21 protein-coding genes are annotated in these 19,339 nt (G+C 61.8%); 7 read left to right on the top strand and 14 right to left on the bottom strand.

Translation table 11 applies throughout. The features are described 5' to 3' along the window. Positions 1 to 6: 6 nt before the first annotated feature. The 6 genes from folE to dacB all read right to left on the bottom strand — a co-directional run bounded on the left by folE (position 7) and on the right by dacB (position 7,374). Positions 7 to 615, bottom strand: a complete 609-nt coding sequence (folE, locus tag AOC05_RS16350; RefSeq protein WP_062009930.1) for a GTP cyclohydrolase I FolE — start codon at positions 613 to 615, stop codon at positions 7 to 9. 53 nt (positions 616 to 668) lie between these two features. Then, positions 669 to 2,741 (bottom strand): ATP-dependent zinc metalloprotease FtsH, encoded by a 2,073-nt coding sequence (gene ftsH, locus AOC05_RS16345; protein ID WP_062008395.1) that lies wholly within the window; start codon positions 2,739 to 2,741, stop codon positions 669 to 671. A 271-nt stretch (positions 2,742 to 3,012) separates the two neighbouring features. Next, positions 3,013 to 3,564 carry a hypoxanthine phosphoribosyltransferase gene (gene hpt / locus AOC05_RS16340; protein ID WP_062008393.1) on the bottom strand — a complete coding sequence of 184 codons (552 nt, stop codon included), beginning with the start codon at positions 3,562 to 3,564 and terminating at the stop codon, positions 3,013 to 3,015. Between the two features lie 47 nt (positions 3,565 to 3,611). After that, complete coding sequence (gene tilS, locus AOC05_RS16335; RefSeq protein WP_062008391.1) at positions 3,612 to 4,739, bottom strand: tRNA lysidine(34) synthetase TilS; 1,128 nt, start codon at positions 4,737 to 4,739, stop codon at positions 3,612 to 3,614. Positions 4,740 to 4,754: 15 nt separating this feature from the next. Then, a complete protein-coding gene (locus AOC05_RS16330) occupies positions 4,755 to 5,915 on the bottom strand; it encodes a zinc-dependent metalloprotease (RefSeq protein WP_062008388.1) in 1,161 nt (386 codons plus the stop codon). A gap of 58 nt (positions 5,916 to 5,973) precedes the next feature. Next, on the bottom strand, positions 5,974 to 7,374 hold the full coding sequence (gene dacB, locus AOC05_RS16325) for a D-alanyl-D-alanine carboxypeptidase/D-alanyl-D-alanine-endopeptidase (RefSeq protein WP_062008386.1): 1,401 nt from the start codon (positions 7,372 to 7,374) through the stop codon (positions 5,974 to 5,976). A 182-nt stretch (positions 7,375 to 7,556) separates the two neighbouring features. Between dacB and AOC05_RS16320 the strand changes: the two genes are divergently transcribed. The 5 genes from AOC05_RS16320 to AOC05_RS16300 all read left to right on the top strand — a co-directional run bounded on the left by AOC05_RS16320 (position 7,557) and on the right by AOC05_RS16300 (position 11,048). After that, on the top strand, positions 7,557 to 8,045 hold the full coding sequence (locus tag AOC05_RS16320; RefSeq protein ID WP_062008383.1) for an inorganic diphosphatase: 489 nt from the start codon (positions 7,557 to 7,559) through the stop codon (positions 8,043 to 8,045). Positions 8,046 to 8,282: 237 nt separating this feature from the next. After that, the gene (locus AOC05_RS16315) at positions 8,283 to 9,245 is read left to right on the top strand and encodes a WXG100 family type VII secretion target (protein WP_062008381.1); all 963 of its coding nucleotides are present in this window, start codon (positions 8,283 to 8,285) and stop codon (positions 9,243 to 9,245) included. Next, on the top strand, positions 9,242 to 10,027 hold the full coding sequence (locus AOC05_RS16310) for a hypothetical protein (RefSeq protein WP_062008379.1): 786 nt from the start codon (positions 9,242 to 9,244) through the stop codon (positions 10,025 to 10,027). The genes AOC05_RS16315 and AOC05_RS16310 overlap by 4 nt, the downstream gene beginning before the upstream one ends. Before the next feature lie 98 nt (positions 10,028 to 10,125). Then, positions 10,126 to 10,545, top strand: coding sequence for an RDD family protein (locus AOC05_RS16305; RefSeq protein ID WP_186759560.1), 420 nt, complete (start codon positions 10,126 to 10,128; stop codon positions 10,543 to 10,545). A 167-nt stretch (positions 10,546 to 10,712) separates the two neighbouring features. Then, positions 10,713 to 11,048, top strand: coding sequence for a PrsW family glutamic-type intramembrane protease (locus tag AOC05_RS16300; RefSeq protein WP_197277845.1), 336 nt, complete (start codon positions 10,713 to 10,715; stop codon positions 11,046 to 11,048). 418 nt (positions 11,049 to 11,466) lie between these two features. Here AOC05_RS16300 and AOC05_RS20880 read toward each other — a convergent pair whose 3' ends face one another. The 4 genes from AOC05_RS20880 to serS all read right to left on the bottom strand — a co-directional run bounded on the left by AOC05_RS20880 (position 11,467) and on the right by serS (position 14,400). After that, positions 11,467 to 11,619, bottom strand: coding sequence for a hypothetical protein (locus AOC05_RS20880; protein WP_420480369.1), 153 nt, complete (start codon positions 11,617 to 11,619; stop codon positions 11,467 to 11,469). A gap of 95 nt (positions 11,620 to 11,714) precedes the next feature. Then, a complete protein-coding gene (locus AOC05_RS16295) occupies positions 11,715 to 11,969 on the bottom strand; it encodes a hypothetical protein (protein WP_154604748.1) in 255 nt (84 codons plus the stop codon). A gap of 176 nt (positions 11,970 to 12,145) precedes the next feature. Next, a complete protein-coding gene (locus AOC05_RS16290) occupies positions 12,146 to 12,991 on the bottom strand; it encodes an HAD family hydrolase (RefSeq protein WP_062008370.1) in 846 nt (281 codons plus the stop codon). A 131-nt stretch (positions 12,992 to 13,122) separates the two neighbouring features. Then, positions 13,123 to 14,400: a serine--tRNA ligase gene (gene serS / locus AOC05_RS16285; RefSeq protein WP_062008368.1), complete on the bottom strand. Its 1,278-nt coding sequence runs from the start codon at positions 14,398 to 14,400 to the stop codon at positions 13,123 to 13,125. Between the two features lie 51 nt (positions 14,401 to 14,451). On the opposite strand from serS, the gene AOC05_RS16280 reads away from it, so the two are divergent. After that, complete coding sequence (locus AOC05_RS16280; protein ID WP_062008366.1) at positions 14,452 to 15,522, top strand: diacylglycerol/lipid kinase family protein; 1,071 nt, start codon at positions 14,452 to 14,454, stop codon at positions 15,520 to 15,522. Between the two features lie 38 nt (positions 15,523 to 15,560). Here AOC05_RS16280 and AOC05_RS19575 read toward each other — a convergent pair whose 3' ends face one another. The 3 genes from AOC05_RS19575 to AOC05_RS16270 all read right to left on the bottom strand — a co-directional run bounded on the left by AOC05_RS19575 (position 15,561) and on the right by AOC05_RS16270 (position 17,201). Continuing rightward, a complete protein-coding gene (locus tag AOC05_RS19575) occupies positions 15,561 to 15,734 on the bottom strand; it encodes a hypothetical protein (RefSeq protein ID WP_154604746.1) in 174 nt (57 codons plus the stop codon). A 154-nt stretch (positions 15,735 to 15,888) separates the two neighbouring features. Further along, on the bottom strand, positions 15,889 to 16,842 hold the full coding sequence (gene pheA, locus AOC05_RS16275; RefSeq protein WP_062008364.1) for a prephenate dehydratase: 954 nt from the start codon (positions 16,840 to 16,842) through the stop codon (positions 15,889 to 15,891). Positions 16,843 to 16,874: 32 nt separating this feature from the next. After that, entirely contained in the window at positions 16,875 to 17,201 is a 327-nt protein-coding gene (locus AOC05_RS16270; protein WP_062008362.1) for a rhodanese-like domain-containing protein, read from the bottom strand. Positions 17,202 to 17,405: 204 nt separating this feature from the next. On the opposite strand from AOC05_RS16270, the gene AOC05_RS16265 reads away from it, so the two are divergent. Next, a complete protein-coding gene (locus tag AOC05_RS16265; RefSeq protein WP_082358238.1) occupies positions 17,406 to 18,803 on the top strand; it encodes a peptide MFS transporter in 1,398 nt (465 codons plus the stop codon). Positions 18,804 to 18,897: 94 nt separating this feature from the next. On the opposite strand, the gene AOC05_RS16260 is transcribed toward AOC05_RS16265, so the two are convergent. Beyond that, positions 18,898 to 19,329: a hypothetical protein gene (locus AOC05_RS16260; RefSeq protein ID WP_062008358.1), complete on the bottom strand. Its 432-nt coding sequence runs from the start codon at positions 19,327 to 19,329 to the stop codon at positions 18,898 to 18,900. Positions 19,330 to 19,339 lie beyond the last annotated feature (10 nt).

Genomic DNA, 19,339 nt, shown 5'->3' with positions numbered 1-19,339 from the left:
TGTTTCTTACCTTCCGAGAATCAAGCTCATGGCTTCGGCCCGGGTTGCGGGCTCATGAAGCGAACCGCGCACCGCACTGGTGACGGTCTTGGCCCCTGGTTTACGCACGCCACGCATGGACATGCACATGTGTTCACATTCGACGACGACGATTGCACCTGCTGGTTTGAGGTGTTCCACGAGGGCGTCGGCGATCTGGGTGGTCAGGCGTTCTTGCACTTGTGGGCGTTTGGCGAATAGGTCCACCAGACGGGCCAATTTGCTCAGCCCGGTAACCCTGCCGTCCGCGCCCGGGATGTAGCCCACATGGGCGCTGCCGTGGAACGGCACCAAATGGTGTTCGCAGGTGGAGTAGAACGGGATGTCCTTCACGAGCACCATTTCCTGGTGCGCAATGTCAAAGGTGGTGCCCAAGATCCCCGCCGGGTCTTGATGGATGCCGGAGAACACCTCCGCATAAGCTTTGGCCACACGTTTGGGGGTCTCCAGCAAGCCGCTGCGTTCGGGGTCCTCCCCGATGGCCAGCAGAATCTCCCGAACAGCTGCCTCAATGCGAGGCAGGTCCACGGGGTGTTTGTCGCCTGGCAGGGCGGCACCGGTGGTGCCGCCCTGCACGGACTCTTGTCCCTCGTTGTAATCAGTCACGGATGTGATCCTATCGCCGATTACTACTGTCCCGGCAGTTGCGGGGTGTCGTCCTTGCCCAGGTCGATGCCCGGAGCGTTGGACGGCGCATCAACTTCACCGTCGATGTGCGCACTGGCTAGCTGGTCCCGGGGGGACACCGTCTCCGGGGCCGCCGCACCGGCAGCCAGGGCGTCGCGACGCTCCTTCGCCGTGATCACGGGTGGCACATCTGAAACCGGGCGGGTGTCCTTGGACAGCCACACCTTGCGCTCGGCCGGCTTGCGCAGATCGTGGAAGATCTCAGCAATTTCCTTCTGGTTCAAGGTTTCGCGTTCCAACAATTCCAGGGCCAGACGGTCAAGGATGTCGCGGTTCTCAATGAGCACCTCGTAGGCGTCGTCGTGGGCCTGTTCGATCAGCTTGCGCACTTCCTGATCGACAATCGCCGCCACCGATTCGGAATAGTCCCTATCGTGGCCGGCACTGGCGCCAAGGAATGGTTCGCCGCCTGCCGCGCCGAGTTTAACGGCGCCGATACGCTCGCTCATGCCGTACTGGGTGACCATGGCCCGGGCAGTCCCGGTGGCCTTTTCAATGTCGTTCGAGGCGCCTGTGGAGGGGTCGTGGAAAACGATTTCCTCGGCGACGCGCCCGCCCATGGCGTACGCCATCTGGTCCAGCAGTTCGTTGCGAGTGATCGAGTATTTGTCATCCTCGGGGACCACCATGGTGTAGCCGAGTGCACGGCCGCGGGGCAAGATGGTGATCTTGGTGACGGGTGCCGTGTTGTGCATGGCCGCGGCCACCAGGGCGTGGCCGCCCTCGTGGTACGCGGTGATCTTGCGTTCCAACTCCTTCATGACGCGGGTGCGCTTCTGCGGGCCGGCCATGACGCGGTCAATGGACTCGTCCAGGGCCCGGTCGTCGATGAGCTGGGCGTTGGAACGGGCCGTCAGCAGGGCAGCCTCGTTAAGCACGTTGGCCAGGTCGGCGCCCGTGTAGCCGGGCGTCTTCTTCGCCACGGCGTTCAGGTCGACGCCGGGGGCCATGGGCTTGCCCTTGGCGTGCACCCGCAGGATTTGCTCGCGCCCCAAACGGTCGGGGGCCTCCACGGGGATCTGGCGGTCAAAGCGGCCAGGGCGCAGCAGCGCCGGGTCCAGCACGTCCGGGCGGTTGGTGGCGGCAATCAAGATGACGTTCGTCTTGACGTCGAAGCCGTCCATTTCCACCAGCAGCTGGTTCAGGGTCTGCTCGCGTTCGTCGTTGCCGCCGCCGATGCCTGCGCCGCGGTGGCGGCCAACGGCGTCGATCTCGTCAACGAAGATGATGGCCGGGGAGTTAGTCTTGGCCTGTTCAAAGAGGTCGCGGACACGTGAAGCACCCACACCGACGAACATCTCCACGAAGTCGGAACCGGAGATGGAGTAGAACGGCACGCCGGACTCGCCGGCGACGGCGCGGGCCAGCAAGGTCTTGCCAGTGCCCGGAGGGCCGTACAGCAGCACGCCCTTGGGGATCTTGGCGCCCACGGCGGTGAACTTGGCGGGGTTCTGCAGGAAGTCCTTGATCTCGTGGAGTTCTTCCACGGCCTCGTCGGCACCGGCAACATCAGCAAAGGTGACCTGCGGGTGGTCCTTGGTGATGAGCTTGGCCTTGGATTTGCCAAATTGCATGACCTTGGAGCCGCCGCCCTGCATGCGCGAGAACAGGAACCAGAAGATCAGCCCGATGAGCACGAACGGGATCAGCAGTGAAAGCATGCTGGACCAAAAGTTGTTCGACGCCGGCTGGTCGTCAAAGGACTTCAGCTTGGCGTTGTCGATAATGTCCGGCAAGGTGGTGGCGCGGTAGCCGCCATAGTAAAACTGTACGTCCGTGCCGGCCTTGGTTCCGGATTCACTCGTGTAAGCGTCCTTCAGGACCATGTCGACGCGGCCTTCGGAACCGAAGACCTTCGCGGAGGCCACTTTGTCGCCCTGGAGCAGGGTCAAGCCCTCGGAGGTTTGGATCTGGGTTGGGCCGCCGCCGGCCAGTGTGGCCAAGGCCGCACCAATGAGCACAACCACCACAATGATCCAGATGAATGGACCCTTGACGAGTTTTTTGACTTTCATGTGTTCGGGGCCAGGCCCCGTCCCTCCCGCTCAACCAATATTTTTACATCACATCCGTGGCACTGCCACCTGCGCGGACACATGTCCGCGCTACTAGCTTTACACCGTTCCTAGAAGAACACGCACGGGAACCGCAAATAGTTCCCTGAGGGCGGAACGGTTTTCTGCGCGGTAGCTAAGGAAATGCGCCCACCCCCAGATTTCGGCTGGATCAACCATTGTTGGTTGACCCTGCCGAAACCACGGGGAGCGGGCGCTCAACAGCTAGGGCTTATTCGTAAATGTGCGGTGCCAGGGTGCCGATGAAGTCCAGGTTGCGGTACCTCTCGGCAAAGTCCAGGCCGTAGCCGACAACGAATTCGCTGGGGATCTCATAACCGACGTACTTAACGTCGATCTCAACCTTGGCGGCGGCCGGCTTGCGCAACAAGGTGCAGATTTCCACCGAGGCAGGGCCTCGAGAGATCAGGTTCGCCTTCAGCCAGGAGAGGGTCAGGCCGGAGTCGATGATGTCCTCAACGATGAGCACATGCTTGCCCATAAGGTCCGTTTCCAGGTCCTTCAGAATGCGCACCACGCCGGAGGACTGCGTGCCGGACCCGTAGGAGGACACCGCCATCCAGTCCATGGTGACGTGGCTGTGCAGGGCGCGGGAAAGGTCGGCCATGATCATGACGGCACCCTTGAGCACGCCGACCAGCAGGACGTCGCGGCCCTCATAGTCCGCGTCGATCTGTGCAGCCAGCTCGGCCACCCGTGTTTGGATTTGTTCTTTGGTGTAAAGAACGTGCTTGAGGTCGGATTGGACGTCTTGTGAATCCACCAATGACTCCTGATTGTGAAGGTTTTTTTGACTGCGCTGGTGCTGATTTAGTGCAGGTGCAACGCTGTGTCGCCGCGCCTAAGGACAAGCTTCCCATAGCCCGGCCCGTCTTGGGGAACGCTTTGGCTCCGCGAAATTCGGTAAGCACTGACTTTTCCCGCCATTTGCACCGGCCCGGCGGAGCCCTTGCGTTCTAATAATTCTTGCGCCGAAACCAGCCTTTCATAACTGGGCTGGTACCCGCCAAGTACGACGACGGCCCGCGCCAACACTCGCATCTTCAGGGCCGGAGCCAAGCGCCGCAGCGCATCCTCGGGCAGCCGCACCTCAGCGGGAAGCGCTTGCGTGCCGGGGCATATCTCGGCGATCCGATCAAATTCTGCCTGCGCCAATTCGTCGAGGAAGTCCGCGTCGTGGCCCAGGATCGTCGCCGACCGGGCCAACGACTCAGTGATCCCCGGACCAAGTTCTGCACTCAGAAAAGGCAACACATTGTGCCGGACACGGACCCGCAAATACGCCTGGTCCGTGTTGGCCGGGTCGTGCCATGGGTCCAGGTCCAGCGCCTCACATATGGCCAATGTCTCAGAGCGGCGAAGCCCCAGGAACGGTCGGGCATAGCGGCCGCGGCGCGGGCGCATTCCGGCCAACGATTTGGTTCCCGAGCCGCGGGCCAAGCCCAGCAGCACCGATTCCGCCTGGTCGTCAAGGGTGTGACCTAACAACACTGTTTGGGCGCCAAGCTCTCGAGCCGCCACGTCAAGGGCAGCAAAGCGGGCGGCGCGGGCGGCTGCTTCCGGGCCAACGCCGTCGTGCGCCAACTCCACAGTGCGCACCTGAACAGGGTCCAAGCCCAAAGCACGCAACGTCTCAGCCGTGTTTTCGGCGACCTCGGCACTACCTGGCTGCATCTGGTGGTCAACCACCACCGCCCCCACACGAATCTCGCCGCGGCTGGCAAAGAACGCCGCTACCGCCGCCAAAGCCAGCGAGTCCGGGCCGCCGCTACACCCCACCAATACCAGAGGCGGGTCCTGGACAGGGCGGTGTTTGCCGGTGGTGGTCAATCCCAGCAGCGCCCCCACCATGGTGCGGGCCTTGCCCACCGTCGGGTCGAGCCGGCCTCGGGGGCGTTGCTGCTGGGCGTTCCGGGCAGGCAAATTCTGGGCTGGCATTTGAGCGCTCACGTGTTACAGGCCCATCCGTTCGACCCACAAGCGGGCATGGTGAATTTCCGGCTCCGTGGGCAGGTTCTGCTCTTGCGTCCACACCTGGTTGAACCCGTCCATGCCAACCATGGACACTGTTTCTCGCACAAATTTTGCCCCATCGCTGTATTGGCGCATCTTTGCATCCAGGCCCAGCAAGTTTCGGATGAACTTTTCCAGGACGCCACGATCCTTGCCGCGATTGTTGAAGCGCTGGCGAATGGTGCGCACGGAGGGAACAATCCGCGCATCAACTCCGTCCATGACCACATTGGCATGACCCTCCAGCAGGCTCATGACAGCTGTGACATGGGAGAGTGCTGCCTTCTGGGCCGGGTCTTGCAACAAGTCCAGCACACCGCCGCGGCTGGGGGTCTTTTCTGTTGAAGCGATGCCCTTTTTGGCGCCCATCTGCTTGGCGGCCTGCAACAGGCGTTCACCAAGGTTCTCGGAATCTCCCACCAGCAGCCCACCCAGCTTCTCTATCTCGGCGAGCATGTGATGACGCAGCCACGGGGCGGCAGCAAATTGCACCCTGTGGGTTTGTTCGTGCAGGCACACCCAGAGGCGGAAATCTGCAGGTTCCACCTTCAAATCGCGTTCAACCGTGATGATGTTTGGCGCCACGAGAAGCAACCGGCCCCCGGGCGTGGCTGTGGGGCCTGCCAGTGCGGCGAAGGGGTCGTACTGGCCCAAGACCTTGCTGGAGAGGAAGGCCAGGGCAGTGCCCAGTTGCGCGCCAGTAACAGTTGCGCTGAGGTTGGCCGCTCCCGCACTGGCAGTCTTGTTGGCGCCCTTGTTGCTTTCGGCTTGTTTGGCTGCAATGGCACGCATGACGGGGTCCATCATGACGGCAAAGCTTTGGGTGTTGGCCTTGGCCCACGACGCCCTGTCGACCACCAGCACCTCGGAGTCCCGCAGGTCCCGGGCCGCCTGAAGTTTACTGATCTCATGGACATGAGGAACTGACTTCTCGGCCATGAGCCGCAAGTTTTCCACAGCACTAGAAATTTCCCGCCCGCTCAGGGCCGGTCCGGCCGGGGCAAGTGCGGCTGCGGTTTTCGCCGCCAGCTCCCAGTTCACCATGCTGACCGGAGTTACTGAAGGGCCAGGGGCACTGCTTTGCGGGCTCATAGTGACCATCAGATCATATTTTGCTGGCAGTATCCCTCACCACAACCCGGCCATCGCCGTCCGCGTTTCAGCTCTTGGCGAGGATGGTGGCGGCCGTGTCAAGAATAGGGGTTGCCGAGGCGGGACCGGCGGATAGGCCATTGCCCATGATCGAAAAGGCCAGCACCCGGCCCTGGGCGTTGATCACATAGCCGGAGAGGGTTGAAACCTCGTTTAGCGTCCCGGTCTTGGCGCGGACCAGCCCGGCCGCATCCAGGCCGGCACCCTCGGAGAAGCGGGCCCCCAATGTGCCGCTCAACCCGGCGATCGGCAGGCCGACCAGGCCCTGACCCACGTCCGTTCCGGACGCCTTCAGCATCAGGTCCACCGTTTGCACCAACTGCCGGGCGCTGACCAAATTGCCCACCGCCAAACCGCAGTTGTCGGCCATGACGATGCCCTCCATTGGCAGGCCCAACCCCGTCAGGACTTCCTTGATGGCCTTTGTGGCCCCTGCGTTGCTGGCGTCGTGCTGTTCTTTGGCACCCACTAGACGTGCCAGGACCTCGGCAACATAGTTATCCGATTCCACCAGGAAGTATTGCACCTGCTCGGCCACTGTCGCCGAACTGACGGAAGCCAACGCGGTGCCGTCCGGCGCTTTGGCCCGGACGATCTGACCGGTGGTGGAAACACCTGCCGCCTCCAGTGCGGTGGCAAAAGCTTCTGTCACGGCCACTGCGGAATCTTCCGGACGCGGTCCGGTCTTCACGGAAGGGCCCGTCCGTCCGGCGTACAGGGCCATGGGGTAGATCGGGGCGATCTCACCGGCTGCGACATCGCCTTCGGCCCATTTCGGATTCAAGGCGGGTCCGGTGAAGAGGGTGTCGTCAATGCTGAGAGTGACGGGACCGCTGGCGCCGTCATGGGCCAGAGCCCCGGCGGTGTCCTTGGCCAGGGTGGCCAGGCCGGCGTGGCCCATGACTGCTGACGGTTCGCTGGCGCCGGTACTCAACATGGCGTCCCCGCCTGCGCGCAGGACCAGAGAATTTGGGGTTGCCCCGCGCATCACGGAGGTGGTCATGCGGGTGGTGCCACCCAGTGACTTCAGCGACGCCGCGGCTGTCAACAATTTCAGGTTCGACGCCGGGATTCTGGGGTCCCCGCCATCACGCGAGTACAGGGAGGTTCCCGTCACCGCATCCGTGACAGAGGCGCTGAACTGGCCCACGCCGTCGGCACTTAACACGTTGTCAAGGGATGCGGTCAGCGCTGTCGAATCGGGCAGTGGCGCGTTCCCGGGAAGCGTGGAAATCCCGGTCAGATCGCTCAGGGTTGCCGGTGGGAGCTGCGCTGCGGGCGTGATGGCCACTGCGGCCGGGTCCTTGGGCAGCAGGGCCGGCGCCAGATGCATCCCGGTAGGGACAGTGACCGCGGCAAGGGCCAATATGAGCAACCCGCTCGTCACAACTTTCGACGTGCGTCCCATAGTGCTGGTGGTTCCTTACGCGGCGGGGCCCGGCGGATTAAACGCTCTGGGGCAGGTCATCTCCCGCAACGGATGACGCGGGTGGGTTTTTAGCGCAACACATGCGCCTATATCCTCATACTAGACGGATTTTGCGCGCAAGGCCTTGTCGGGCGGCGCGCCCCACCCATGAGGAGCATCAGATGAAGCACGACGTTACCATTGAGATCCCCCGCGGATCACGCGTCAAATACGAGGTTGACCACGAGACCGGCCGCGTCCGCCTGGACCGCGTTTTGTTCACATCCATGACGTACCCCACGCACTATGGCTTCTTCGATGACACCTTGGGCGAAGACGGCGATCCCCTGGACGCCTTGGTCATGCTCCAGGACTACGATCTGCACCCCGGTGTGGTTGTCGATGCCCGCCCCATCGCCGTGTTCAACATGACCGATGAGTCCGGTGGCGACGCCAAGGTTCTGTGTGTTGTTGACGACAAGCGTTACGATCACATCCAGGAAATCTCCGACGTGGACGAGTACCTGGTCAAGGAGATCGAGCACTTCTTCACTCGTTACAAGGACCTGGAGCCGGGCAAGTGGGTCAAGGCCGAGGGCTGGGCCGACCGTGCCGCTGCAGAAGCCGAGCTGGAAGCGTCCATCAAGCGTTTTGAGGCCACTAAGCACTGACATACCTTTCACCAGCACCCGTCCCCGCTTTCCGCACCCGTTCCATCGGGTGCGAAAAGCGGGGACGGGTGCTTGACGGCACAGTGCGGTCCACACCTTTATATCTGGCATGGATAGTCCTGCCCATAGCGGTCACGCCAGACCCGAGAATAGACTGGTGGCTGTTGACTTCACGGCCCCTCCACTCTGCTGGCAGGGCGCCAGCCCCGGCTGGACCGCATTCTTGAAAGGACCACCATGGGCGGATTCTTAGGCTCTGACATTGCAGATCTCCGGGACTTCGCCAAGACCATGGACAAGGCCTCGCATGCGTTGCTGCAGCAGGCCCAAACCCTTTCAAGTGTGGTGAATCAGCCCCGAGGTTGGAAAGGCCCAGACGCCGACCGTTTCCGGCAGACCTGGAACGCCTCACACCGCCCCACGATTGCTGCCACGTCCCGGTCCTTGCAAGAGGCAGCAAACATGCTGCGCAAAAACGCCCAAGAACAGGAAACCGCAAGTTCGGCGACTGGCCTAAGTATGCCGGGCGGATCGGGTTCGGGGCCCAGCGTATGGGACAAGACCCTCGACAACCTCGGATTGGGCGCGAAGGCCCTGGGTGTTGGTCTCGGCGTGAAGAACTTTATGGGAAACCTCAAGGACAACGCCAAATTCCTCGCCAACAAACAGTGGAAACAGTTCGGCAACGCCTACAACGCGTTCAAGACTTTTCAGTCTGAAGGCGGGCTGTTCGGCAAGCTTGGGGCGGCCGGAGAGATCCTGGGCAAGAGCGGCAAGTTGATAAGTGCCTTCGGACGGTTTGCCGGGCCTCTCCTTGCTCCGGTAGGAATTATTGGTGGAATCCACGACATAGTCAGCCCCGACCATGACGGGTGGCGTGGCGTTGGTGACCGCATAGCAGGAGGGCTGGGCGTTGTCGGCGCAGCCGGTTCCATCTTGATCGCAGTTGGTGCCGTGGCCAATCCGGTAGGGATCGCGGTACTTGTCGGTGTAGGTGTTGTTGCCGGCGGCTGGGCCCTTGGCAACATGATTGCGGACAGCAGTTGGGGCAAGGCTGCCGGGAAATGGGTTGGAGAAAAGGCCGGCAAGGCATGGGATAGTGCCGCATCCTCGGTTGGTAACGTAGTGGGTGGCGCCGTGAACGGTGCTAAGAACTTCCTTTCCAACCCCGTCAAGAGTCTCGGAGGTCTTTTCGCATGATGGAACAGCACGAAATCACGTGGACCCAGCGGGACTATGACTGCGCCCAAGCTGTCTTGGCGCGCGTTGTAGACCTCGAGGTCCAACTGCCCATCCTTACCGATGAAGCCCTTGTCGCCTTGGATGGCCTCAACCGGGATCAGATGACCGCCCTGCCCTGGCTGGATGAGCACATCGAACAAAAGGAACTTGCCTGCAACGTGGCCCTGCGGAGCCTCTTGACCAGCGGGGCGGCCTTCCCTCTGGTAACCGGCGAGGACATGCAACCAAGCGGACTCGCCGCCAACGAAGAAATCACCGGCATCATGGCGCTGCGACGAACAGGCGAACGAATCGTTACCGCCGAACTGCAAAAGGACACGGGACCGGTATGGTTCTATGGCTACATTCACGGCCATGTGGTTCTTGAAGAACTCGTTGACGCGGCTGGCGCCCACACCTTCATGCTGGCTGCCCGGTCCGATTTTCCCGCGCGCGTCATGGAACTGGCCAACGCCGCCAAGCTGGAGTCAGCCGACGGGGAAGCCATCACTTTCGCACTGGATGACTTCGAGCAGCATGCCGGCCCCGTCCTTGACGGCGCATTGGGCGTCACCTCCATCACGGGCGTGAGCCTGGATGAGGCCACGTTCGCCAACTACACGCTGTATTCAAAACCGGACCACTTAGTGTCCCTGACCTCCCGTGTGGACGGAGAGTCCGTGTACGTGGACCTGACATGCGTGGCAGCAGCAACGGCCCACGACGCCATTGCCGAACTTGTGGAAAAGGGGCTCCAGTGACTGAATCCGCGCAACATCAGCCAATCCCAACCGTCCAGTCCAGCATTGGGGCTTGGAGCGGAAACCGCACTGCCCCGTTTCTCAACGGAAGCTGGGGGGTGCGTGCAAAAGACAGCCGAATCATTGCCGCCTGGGCGGTGGACTTCGCATTGGTTCTTGTTCCCGTCCTTGCCGTTGCAGCCAGTTCTGCTAAAGACACCGGCAGCATTGGGGCCGGCATCTTTTTGGGCATCGTGGTGTGGTTCCTAGTTCCTTGGATCTACGGCTTCTGCTGCGCCGGCGGCAACACCTTGGGCACACTGATCGCCGGAACCCGTTTGGTGAAGCTCCGGGACGGCGCCAGGCCCGGGTTCTGGCGCAACGGGTGGCTCATGTTCTTGCGAACAGTCCTCTTTCCATTGATCCCGCTCAACGCACTGCTGGACGCCATTAATGGCGGAGGCTCCGAAATCGTGCGCAAACACCATGTCAGTATTGATAAGGCAGCGACGAACGCCCTGTACCGGGGCCACGCCTGAGTCAATAACGGCCGCCACGGAACCGGGCCCGGAACGACGGGAGCATCAACAATGAGTATCCTGGCTGACGAGCCGGTGCCCACGGCCCACCACAAGAAGCACGGTGGTGGTGGAAAGCTTTCCTGAGGGGCCTTGTGCTCTGGGGACTCACGGTTTGGGTCACCGCGGTGACCTTGCGTGCCATCCTGCCGCCCGTGGGCCATATCATGTGGACGGCCATCTTCGGCGCTGCCCTATTCGCCGTCGCCCGCGGCCACAATCGCTATCGCTTCCGCTTCAGCATTATCCTCACCTGCGTTGTGATGTCACTGCTGCACGCACTGTGGGATTCGATGAGCGGCATCACCTCGTTCCTGGCCCTTATCCTGACCGGAACCACCATGTCAGACCTCCGCTTTGGCTTCATCCCGCTCGGCTCCCAGCAGGAAGCCGCATCCGTGGGTTCCATCCTCTATGTGGCGGGAGTGGCCCTCACCGCGGTTTTCGGCATCGTGGTCCTGTGACGCATCGTGCGCCACCACAGGAAGGCCACGAAGTGGGTGGCGGCACGCGTTCCGAGAGTTTTCCCGGCTCCTTCTCAGTGCCGCAGGCTGGCGATTATCTCGTCGTCACGGTCCCATTCGCCCAGCGTTCGCAAGGTGCCGGATGTTCGCACGGTCGAGAGGACAGCTCGGTTCGCCAACTCACGCACGGTTGATGAAGTCAGCCGTTTCGTTTCACGTGGCAGGTACAGGGAATCGACTCGACCTTCTTCCGCTGCCCGCGCGATTTCAGCAGCATCCAACCCGCCCTTGCCATTGTGAACCAATGATAGGGCGCGCTCACGCTCTGCAGAATCGCGAGCTGCATCGCTCTCATGCAACAACTTCCAAGCTGCCGAACGCAACTCATCCGGCAGTCTATATTCAGGATTTCCCGCGATTACTTGGCCATGGAGTGCGGGATAGGGGTGGCGTCGCGAAAGATCGGCAGGTACTGCGCAACAGAGGCGAGAAAGAGTGGTTGTGACCGAGCGGTTCCGAGTTCATTTCCGACTGCCTGACCAACGGCGTGAACGAACTTCTCGGTGAGCATGGTCTCCGTCTCACCAGACCCACCCTGACCGCAGAAGGCCGCTTCCCCGCCACCGATTGCGCGAGCCTGCAGTCATTGTTCGGGAAGCTCACCGATCACCGCATCGAAAGACTCGGGGATCGTTCCCAGTAGCACTTGCCATCGCTCTCCAAGATGGGGACCAAGGGCAGAACCTGGAAATGGTCGGCGACCAATGCGAACTCGCTCACTTCGAGTGGGATCCGCACCGCCAGATGGAAGCCGGGCCCAACGAACACGGCGAGCCCCCGGCTCTGCAGTCTCCAATACGATGAATCAGCGACCAGGTCGGCGATCTGTGCGAACATGGCTTCGGTGTCCGACTTGCTCATCCCAGATTCCACGAATTGCTCGGACGCTAGCTTGATGTGGCTCTTGAGAATGTTTGCGGACTGGTCGGCCGCCGTGCCGGCCACCTCGGTAGGTCACCGATCGTCCGTCTTCTTCTTCTACCTACGTGACGGCTTTTTTACACGACAGGACGCGGTATAACGCCGGGAAGTGGGGACTACAGCAGGCCACGTAGGACGGCGGCAGCTCCGTCGTCGTACACGGAGCCGGTGATCTCATTGGCAACGGACTTCACATCCTGCTCCGCCTGGCCCATGGCCACGCCACGGCCCGCCCAGCGGAGCATGTCGATGTCGTTGCTGCCATCACCCACAGCCACCGTCAGGGACTGGTGGATGCCCAACTGCGCGCGCAATTTCTCCAGCGCCGTGGCCTTGGTGACTCCAGCGGCGGCAATGTCCAGCCACGCGCTCCAGCCGACGGCGTAGGTGACACCGTGGAGCCCGGCCTGGGCAATGGCGCGGGCGAACTCGTCGGTGCTGGCTTCGGCACTGTTCACCACAACCCTGACGGCCTCAACGTCGAGCAGGTGGTGGAAGTCCACGCCGCGGGCCTCGATGCCGAAGCTGGCGTCCTGGAAGCGGGAGGTGGAGAGGAAGTTGCCGCTGGCGTCTTCCACAGCGAAACGGGCGCCGGGGACTTTCTCACGCAAGGTGGTCAAGGCGATCCTGGGGCTGAACGTCACGCGGTCGATGACCTCATATCCAAGCTCGAGGGCTGGATCAAGTCGCAGTGTCACGCCGCCGTTGGAGCACACGGCGTAGCCGCGCATCATCCCAATTTGTGTCAGGACCGGAAGCACTGCGCCGACGGATCGGCCCGTGGCAATAATGACCTCGTGACCGGCCTCGAGGACGGCCCGGGCGCTGTGGCGGACACCGTCGGTCATGAGGCCGTCGTGGTCCACCAGGGTTCCGTCCACATCCAAAGCCACCAGGTAGTTGGTTTTTTCGCTTATCCGGTCATCGATGCCGGGAATTGCATTATTTACTGTCATTGTCATGTCTCCAGTCAAACAGATTGGTCTAGGACCACCACAAATTCTGGCTGTTAAAACCATGAACGCCAAGTAAATATTCACAGTTGTGTGCACAGTCTGTGTATTTACCCGGCGTTCACTTGGCGCAGCGGAAATTACAGGACGGGGAACACTTCCATGCCACCCAGATACTTGCGCAACGCCACGGGAACATTGACCGAGCCGTCGGCGTTCTGGTGGTGCTCCAGGATGGCCACAATCCAGCGGGTGGTGGCCAAGGTCCCATTAAGGGTGGCCACCGAACGGGTGCCAGCCTTGGTGCCGTCATCGTTGGTCATCCGCTCGCGAATGTTCAGGCGGCGGGCCTGGTAGCTGGTGCAGTTGGAGGTGGAGGTCAGCTCGCGGTAGGCATCTTGCGTGGGAACCCAGGCCTCGCAGTCGAACTTGCGGGCGGCCGAGACGCCCAGGTCGCCGGCGGCAGTGTCGATGACACGGTACGGCAGCTCCACCTTGGCGAGCATTTCCTCTTCCCACGCCAGCAGTCGTTGGTGCTCTTCGGTAGCCTTTTCAACGCTGGTGTAAACAAACATTTCTACTTTGTTGAACTGGTGGACGCGGATGATCCCGCGGGTGTCCTTGCCGTGCGAACCGGCCTCGCGGCGGTAGCAGGAGGACCAGCCGGCGTAGCGGACGGGCTCGTTGACGTTGATGATTTCGTTGCCGTGGTAGCCGGCCAGGGCCACCTCGGAGGTGCCCACCAGGTACAGGTCGTCGTCGGCCAAACGGTAAATCTCGGCGTCATGCTCCACATCAAAGCCCGTACCGGCCATGGTTTCGGGCAGCACCAGGGTGGGGGTGATCATGGGGGTGAAGCCGGCCTCGATGGCCTGGTCCATGGCCAGCTGGAGCAGCGCCATTTCCAGGCGGGCGCCAACGCCCTTGAGGAAGTAAAAGCGTGAACCTGAGACCTTGGCGCCACGCTCCATGTCGATGGCACCGATCAGTTCACCGATTTCCAGGTGGTCCTTCGGGGTGAAGTGGGGGAATTCTCGGGGTGTGCCTACGGTCTTGAGCACAATGTAGTCGTCCTCGCCGCCTGCCGGGACGCCGTCGGAGATCAAGTTGGGCATGCTACGAACCAGGGCGTCCTGTTCGGCGCTGGCGGCATCGGAGGCCGCGGAGGCAGCCTTCACCTGCGCGGCAAGCTCCTTCACCTCGGCCAGCAGTGCCTGTTTCTGCTCGCCCTTGGCCTGCGCCACCTTCTTGCCGAAGGCGTTTTGTGCCGCACGCAACGCTTCAAAGGAGCTAATGGCGGATTTCCTGGCGGCGTCAGCGGCAATGACGGCGTCCACCACCGAGGGTTGGGCCCCGCGAGCACTTTGGCTGGCGCGGTATTTTTCTGGATTTTCGCAGAGGTCTCTTACATCGATCACTCCCTAAGCCTAACCAATCAAAAGTGTCTCCACCGGTATGGTTAGAGAATCATGCCAACTCAAGCCCTTATCGCCATCATTGTGATCGTTTTCCTGCTCGCTGTCGGATTCAGTTGGCTGGGTGTTCGCAAGCTCGCCCAAAAACATACACGCAGTGCTGTGGCCGACTCCCCACACAAGATCCACGTGGCCGCGCAGAAGGTTGTTTTCATTTACAACCCAACCAAAAATGGGGTTGACGCGGCCAAAACCTTGTTGCTGCGTTCCACGTCGCTGGCTGGTTGGCCGGAGCCAACATTCCTGGCGACCACGGCGGAGGACCCGGGTTTCGCCATGGCGACGCGTGCGCTTGAGGTCAGGGCCGACGTCGTAGTTGTGGGCGGCGGTGACGGCACAGTACGCGCCGTGGCCCAGATCCTGCGCCACACCGAGGTGCCGGTGGCGATCATTCCGCTGGGCACCGGCAATCTGCTGGCACGGAACCTGGAACTGGACGTCACCGACATCGCCGCGAACGTCGAAATTGCCTTGTTTGGGCATCAGCGCCACATCGACGCCGGGCTGATGGAGCTCGAGGACGAGATCACCGGGTCCGTGTCCAAGCAGTCCTTCATGGTGATTGCCGGGCTCGGCTTGGACGCCGAGATCATGAATGACACCAAAGCCAAGCTGAAGGATTCAGTGGGCTGGCTGGCTTATAGCGAGGCCGGACTGCGGCACATGATAGGGCGGCGGAAGAAGATCAGCATCGTCATGGACGACCAGCCCGCCCAGCAGCGCAAGGTCCGTTCAGTGCTGTTCGCCAATTGCGGGCTGCTGCCCGGAGGGATCGATTTTGTCCCCGACGCGCTCATTGACGACGGCGTCCTGGACGTGGTGGTGGTGAGCCCCCGCAGTGCACTTGGTTGGATTGCAATGGCCGGGAAAGTGGTGTTTCAACACAATAACCGCTTGCCCGTCATCGACTTCTACCGGTCACAAAAACTGGTAATCCGCACCGTGCTGCCCGTGGAGACGCAGGTGGATGGAGACCCTTCGGGGGCCGCCACTGTGGTCAAGATCAGTGTTGAGCCGAAAGCTGTTCTGGTGCGGGTGGCCGCGCCCAACCACCCGGCGCTTTAACGTTGGCGTTTTAAGCGTTGGTGCTCAGTCCGTTTCGATCAGTCCGTTTCCGGGCGCAGGGATTGCTCGTTGATCAGGCGTTGCTCTTCGTCAAAGCGGAGTTCGTTGGCCTCGTCACCTTCGTCCCCCACCGATGTGTCACGGCCCTCGTCATGGTGCGGGTTGACGATGGTGCCTTCGTCGCTGCTGTCCTTGGATCCTTGCCGTTCCATCTCTGACTCACCCGGTTTCTAAGTACTGCCCACACTGTTTGCAGCACGCCGTATCTTGCGGATAGTCACAGCATAGGCGTCCGGAGCCCCGCAAAGAAGAACCATAGGATCCCGGTTCCAAGAATCGTGGCGACTGCCTTCCCACCGGCTGGACTCAGACGGGTCCTAGGCCAAGCAACCCGTCAACCCAAAGGCCGGACTCGGCAAAGGCCGTATCGGAGTTATAGGCGCGGATCAGTGGCGGCTGCTTGTCCGCGCGCGGGTAGGAACCCAAAAAGAGCATGTCCGGGCTGACCCGGTGCAGCCCCCGCAGGGCATCGGCGACGCGGGCGTCATGGATGTGACCGTCCACGTCCACACTAAAAACATAGTGGCCAAGGTACTTGCCGGTGGGCCGGGATTCGATCCTGCTCAGGTTGACGCCGCGGCTGGCGAATTGTTCCAGGATGGCCATCAGGGCGCCCGGATGGTCCTTGGGCAGCGGAATGGCAAGTGTCGTCTTGTCCGCACCCGTAGGTTCTGGCAACGTTCCCGGCAGGCCCACCAGCACAAAGCGGGTTACGGCCCCCACATTGTCCTCAATGCCGGCGGCCAGGATGGTCAGCCCCGTCTGCTCGGCAACCAACGGGGCGCACACTGCGCCCTGGAAGGCACTCCCACCAGCTAGCAGCTCATGGGCCGCAGCCGCCGTCGAATTCGCTGGAACATGGATAGCATGGGGCAGGTGTTCGCCAAACCAGTCACGGGTTTGCGCCCACGCATGCGGATGCGTGCCCACGGCCGTGATGTCCGCGAGCGCTACGCCGGCCCGCGCCACCAGGACAAAACTGACCGGCACCACCACTTCGTGCAGGATCCGCAATTGGGTGCCGGCTGAAATGGCGTCCAAGGTGGCTGGCACCCCGCCCTCAATGGAGTTTTCAATTGGCAGCATGGCAGCAAACGCCTGGCCCGAGCGCACCATCGCCAGTGCGGAAGCAGCATTGCTTGAGGGAACCCGCTTGGCTGCGCCCGCCCCCGGAACCTGCAAAAGCGCGGACTCAGTAAATGTCCCCTCCGGCCCAAGGAAGGTGTAGGGCAGGGAGGAAGGGCCGGGCGCGGAAGTCATGGGGACCTGTCTAGGGGTAGGGACGGCTGGTTTTAGAGGACGCGCGGGGTTTCGCCGTTCTCATTCGTCATAGGCTTCTCCGCCTCAAACCAGGCCCCCATGCCGCCAATGACGTTGAACGCGGAGTAGCCGTTTTCACTCAACCACGTGGCGGCCCGGAAGGAGCGTCCACCGGTGCGGCAGATGACGTTAACGTCCACGTCGGGGTCCAGTTCCTCGAGTCGAGCCGGCAACTGCTCCAACGGGATGTGCAAAGCCCCGGCAATATGCCCGGCCTCCCACTCGTAATCTTCCCGAACATCCAGAATTACGGCGTCCTCGGCAAGTTCGGAAACGGTGACGTTCATGATGTCTGACATGCTATTTTCTCCTACAAATCAAGATGTACTTCCGTTAAGGGTAGCGCCGGTTGGGCCCGGCACCAGTGCCCGACCCAACCGGCAAATGTGACGTACGGCCGTCATAATGCGAAAATTGATCACGTGAGTTCAAAAGACAGCCAGTCCAGCACAATTGCGGCCGAGCAAAAACCCCTCGATACATCGTTCTTTGGCCAGCCGAAAATGCTGCTCAACCTCTTCAGCGTGGAGCTGTGGGAACGGTTCTCCTTCTATGGCATGCAGGGCATCCTTGCGTACTACATGTACTACACGGTCACCCAAGGCGGTCTCGGCATTGACGAGGGCACCGCCCTTGGGATCGTCGGCGCCTACGGCGGCGGCGTATACCTCTCCACCATTTTGGGTGCCTGGGTTGCCGACCGACTCATGGGCTCCGAGCGTGTCCTGTTCTATAGCGCCATCTTGATCATGGCCGGGCATCTGTCCCTGGCCTTCCTGCCCGGTGCGATCGGCCTGACCGTCGGCTTGATCCTGATCGGTGTCGGCTCCGGCGGTTTGAAGGCCAATGCCACTTCCCTGGTGGGGTCCTTGTACGCCAAGGACGACAACCGCCGCGACGCCGGCTTCTCCATCTTCTACATGGGCATCAACATCGGTGGGCTCATCGGCCCGCTGGCCACCGGCTGGCTGCAGGTCACTTATGGCTTCCACATTGGCTTTGCCGCCGCCGCAGTCGGCATGGCGTTGGGCTTGACCCAGTACTCCTTGACCCGCAAGAACCTGCCGGCCACCGCACAGCACGTCGCCAATCCTCTGCCGAAGGCAGATTATCTCAAGGTTGGCCTGTTGGCCGCCGCCGCCGTCGCCGTGATTGTTGCGGCCGTTGCCCTGAAGCTGATCACGGCAGAGAACCTGAAGTGGATCATCGTCGCCGTTGTCATCCTGGCCACGATCGCCTACTTCGCCGTTATCCTTGCCAACAAGTCCCTGAGCACGGTGGAGCGCAGTCGCGTGTACTCGTTCATGCCGTTGTTCCTGGCCAGCGCCGTGTTCTGGTCGCTTTTCCAGCAGCAGTTCACCGTGGTGGCACTGTACGCCGACAAGCGTCTTGACCGCGTGGTGTTCGGCTGGGAAATGCCGCCGAGCTGGGTCAGCTCGATCAACCCGATCTTCATCATCATCCTGGCCGGTGTGTTTGCCGCGCTGTGGACCAAGTGGGGTGACCGCCAGCCCGGCACCCCCGTCAAGTTCGCCGTCGCCCTGATGGTCATGGGCTTGGCATACCTGACCTTCATCCCGTTCGCCGGCATGGTTTCGGTTCCGCTGATGGCCATGGTCTTGATCTTGCTGCTGTTCACGGTCGCCGAGCTGCTGCTCTCCCCGGTTGGCCTGTCGCTGGCTACGAAGCTGGCCCCGGCCGCGTTCCAGACCCAGATGGTTGCCTTGTTCTTCCTGTCCGTGTCCCTGGGCACGGCCATGTCGGGTGTTTTGGCGGGCTGGTACAACCCCGCCAATGAGACCCCGTACTTCCTGGTGGTCGGCCTGGTCTCGATTGCTTTCGGTGTGCTGTTGCTGCTGGTCCAGAAGCCCATCAAGAAGCTGATGGCCGGCATCATGTAAGGCTGCTTCTCAACGCACGACGGCGGCATCTTCCCTTTCGCTTCTGCGTCAGGGAAGGTGCCGCCGTTCGCTAACGCCCCGGTTGCGACGTTGCCTACAGGCCGGACTGCAGCCAGGTGTAGGTCTGCGAGGAAGGGCTAGAGGAGTCGGCGCCCAAGGCTGCGAAGACGACGATGAAGAAAAAGTAGAGGCCGCCGTAGACCAGGAGCGCCAGGTAGTTGGTGACCAGGCCCGTGATGGAGAACGGCTTGCCTTGGGGGCTTTCCTTGCTCAGGCCAATGTGCCCCAGGATGATGCCGATAATCTGCGGGACGATGAACCAGCCCACAACAAAAAGCGATGATAGCCCGATGATCATGCTGGCCAGGCTCAGGCTGCGGGGACCGCTGGTGTTATCCACATAGCCGAGTCCGCCCTGGTAGTACGTGGGCGCGGCAAATGGCGGCCCGGGAGCTGTCATGTAGCCGGGCGGGGTGTAGTCCTGAGGCATGCCTGGATACGGTTGTTGCTCTGGCTGGTTCGACATAGTCGACTCC

Origin of the sequence: Arthrobacter alpinus (assembly GCF_001294625.1) — a bacterium.
In the GTDB taxonomy this organism is placed as follows: Bacteria; Actinomycetota; Actinomycetes; order Actinomycetales; family Micrococcaceae; genus Specibacter; species Specibacter alpinus_A.
Note: the sequence above shows the minus strand (reverse complement) of the source record. Positions and strands in the feature narration are given on the sequence as shown.

What these genes read in the sequence shown, in the direction of transcription:
- ftsH (WP_062008395.1), bottom strand. Translation starts at nt 2,741, where the DNA reads ATGAAAGTCAAAAAACTCGTCAAGGGTCCATTCATCTGGATCATTGTG.
- tilS (WP_062008391.1), bottom strand. Translation starts at nt 4,739, where the DNA reads ATGCCAGCCCAGAATTTGCCTGCCCGGAACGCCCAGCAGCAACGCCCC.
- AOC05_RS16330 (WP_062008388.1), bottom strand. Translation starts at nt 5,915, where the DNA reads ATGGTCACTATGAGCCCGCAAAGCAGTGCCCCTGGCCCTTCAGTAACT.
- dacB (WP_062008386.1), bottom strand. Translation starts at nt 7,374, where the DNA reads ATGGGACGCACGTCGAAAGTTGTGACGAGCGGGTTGCTCATATTGGCC.
- AOC05_RS16320 (WP_062008383.1), top strand. Translation starts at nt 7,557, where the DNA reads ATGAAGCACGACGTTACCATTGAGATCCCCCGCGGATCACGCGTCAAA.
- AOC05_RS16315 (WP_062008381.1), top strand. Translation starts at nt 8,283, where the DNA reads ATGGGCGGATTCTTAGGCTCTGACATTGCAGATCTCCGGGACTTCGCC.
- AOC05_RS16310 (WP_062008379.1), top strand. Translation starts at nt 9,242, where the DNA reads ATGATGGAACAGCACGAAATCACGTGGACCCAGCGGGACTATGACTGC.
- AOC05_RS20880 (WP_420480369.1), bottom strand. Translation starts at nt 11,619, where the DNA reads ATGCTCACCGAGAAGTTCGTTCACGCCGTTGGTCAGGCAGTCGGAAAT.
- AOC05_RS16295 (WP_154604748.1), bottom strand. Translation starts at nt 11,969, where the DNA reads ATGAGCAAGTCGGACACCGAAGCCATGTTCGCACAGATCGCCGACCTG.
- AOC05_RS16290 (WP_062008370.1), bottom strand. Translation starts at nt 12,991, where the DNA reads ATGACAATGACAGTAAATAATGCAATTCCCGGCATCGATGACCGGATA.
- AOC05_RS16280 (WP_062008366.1), top strand. Translation starts at nt 14,452, where the DNA reads ATGCCAACTCAAGCCCTTATCGCCATCATTGTGATCGTTTTCCTGCTC.
- AOC05_RS19575 (WP_154604746.1), bottom strand. Translation starts at nt 15,734, where the DNA reads ATGGAACGGCAAGGATCCAAGGACAGCAGCGACGAAGGCACCATCGTC.
- pheA (WP_062008364.1), bottom strand. Translation starts at nt 16,842, where the DNA reads ATGACTTCCGCGCCCGGCCCTTCCTCCCTGCCCTACACCTTCCTTGGG.
- AOC05_RS16270 (WP_062008362.1), bottom strand. Translation starts at nt 17,201, where the DNA reads ATGTCAGACATCATGAACGTCACCGTTTCCGAACTTGCCGAGGACGCC.
- AOC05_RS16265 (WP_082358238.1), top strand. Translation starts at nt 17,406, where the DNA reads ATGCTGCTCAACCTCTTCAGCGTGGAGCTGTGGGAACGGTTCTCCTTC.
- AOC05_RS16260 (WP_062008358.1), bottom strand. Translation starts at nt 19,329, where the DNA reads ATGTCGAACCAGCCAGAGCAACAACCGTATCCAGGCATGCCTCAGGAC.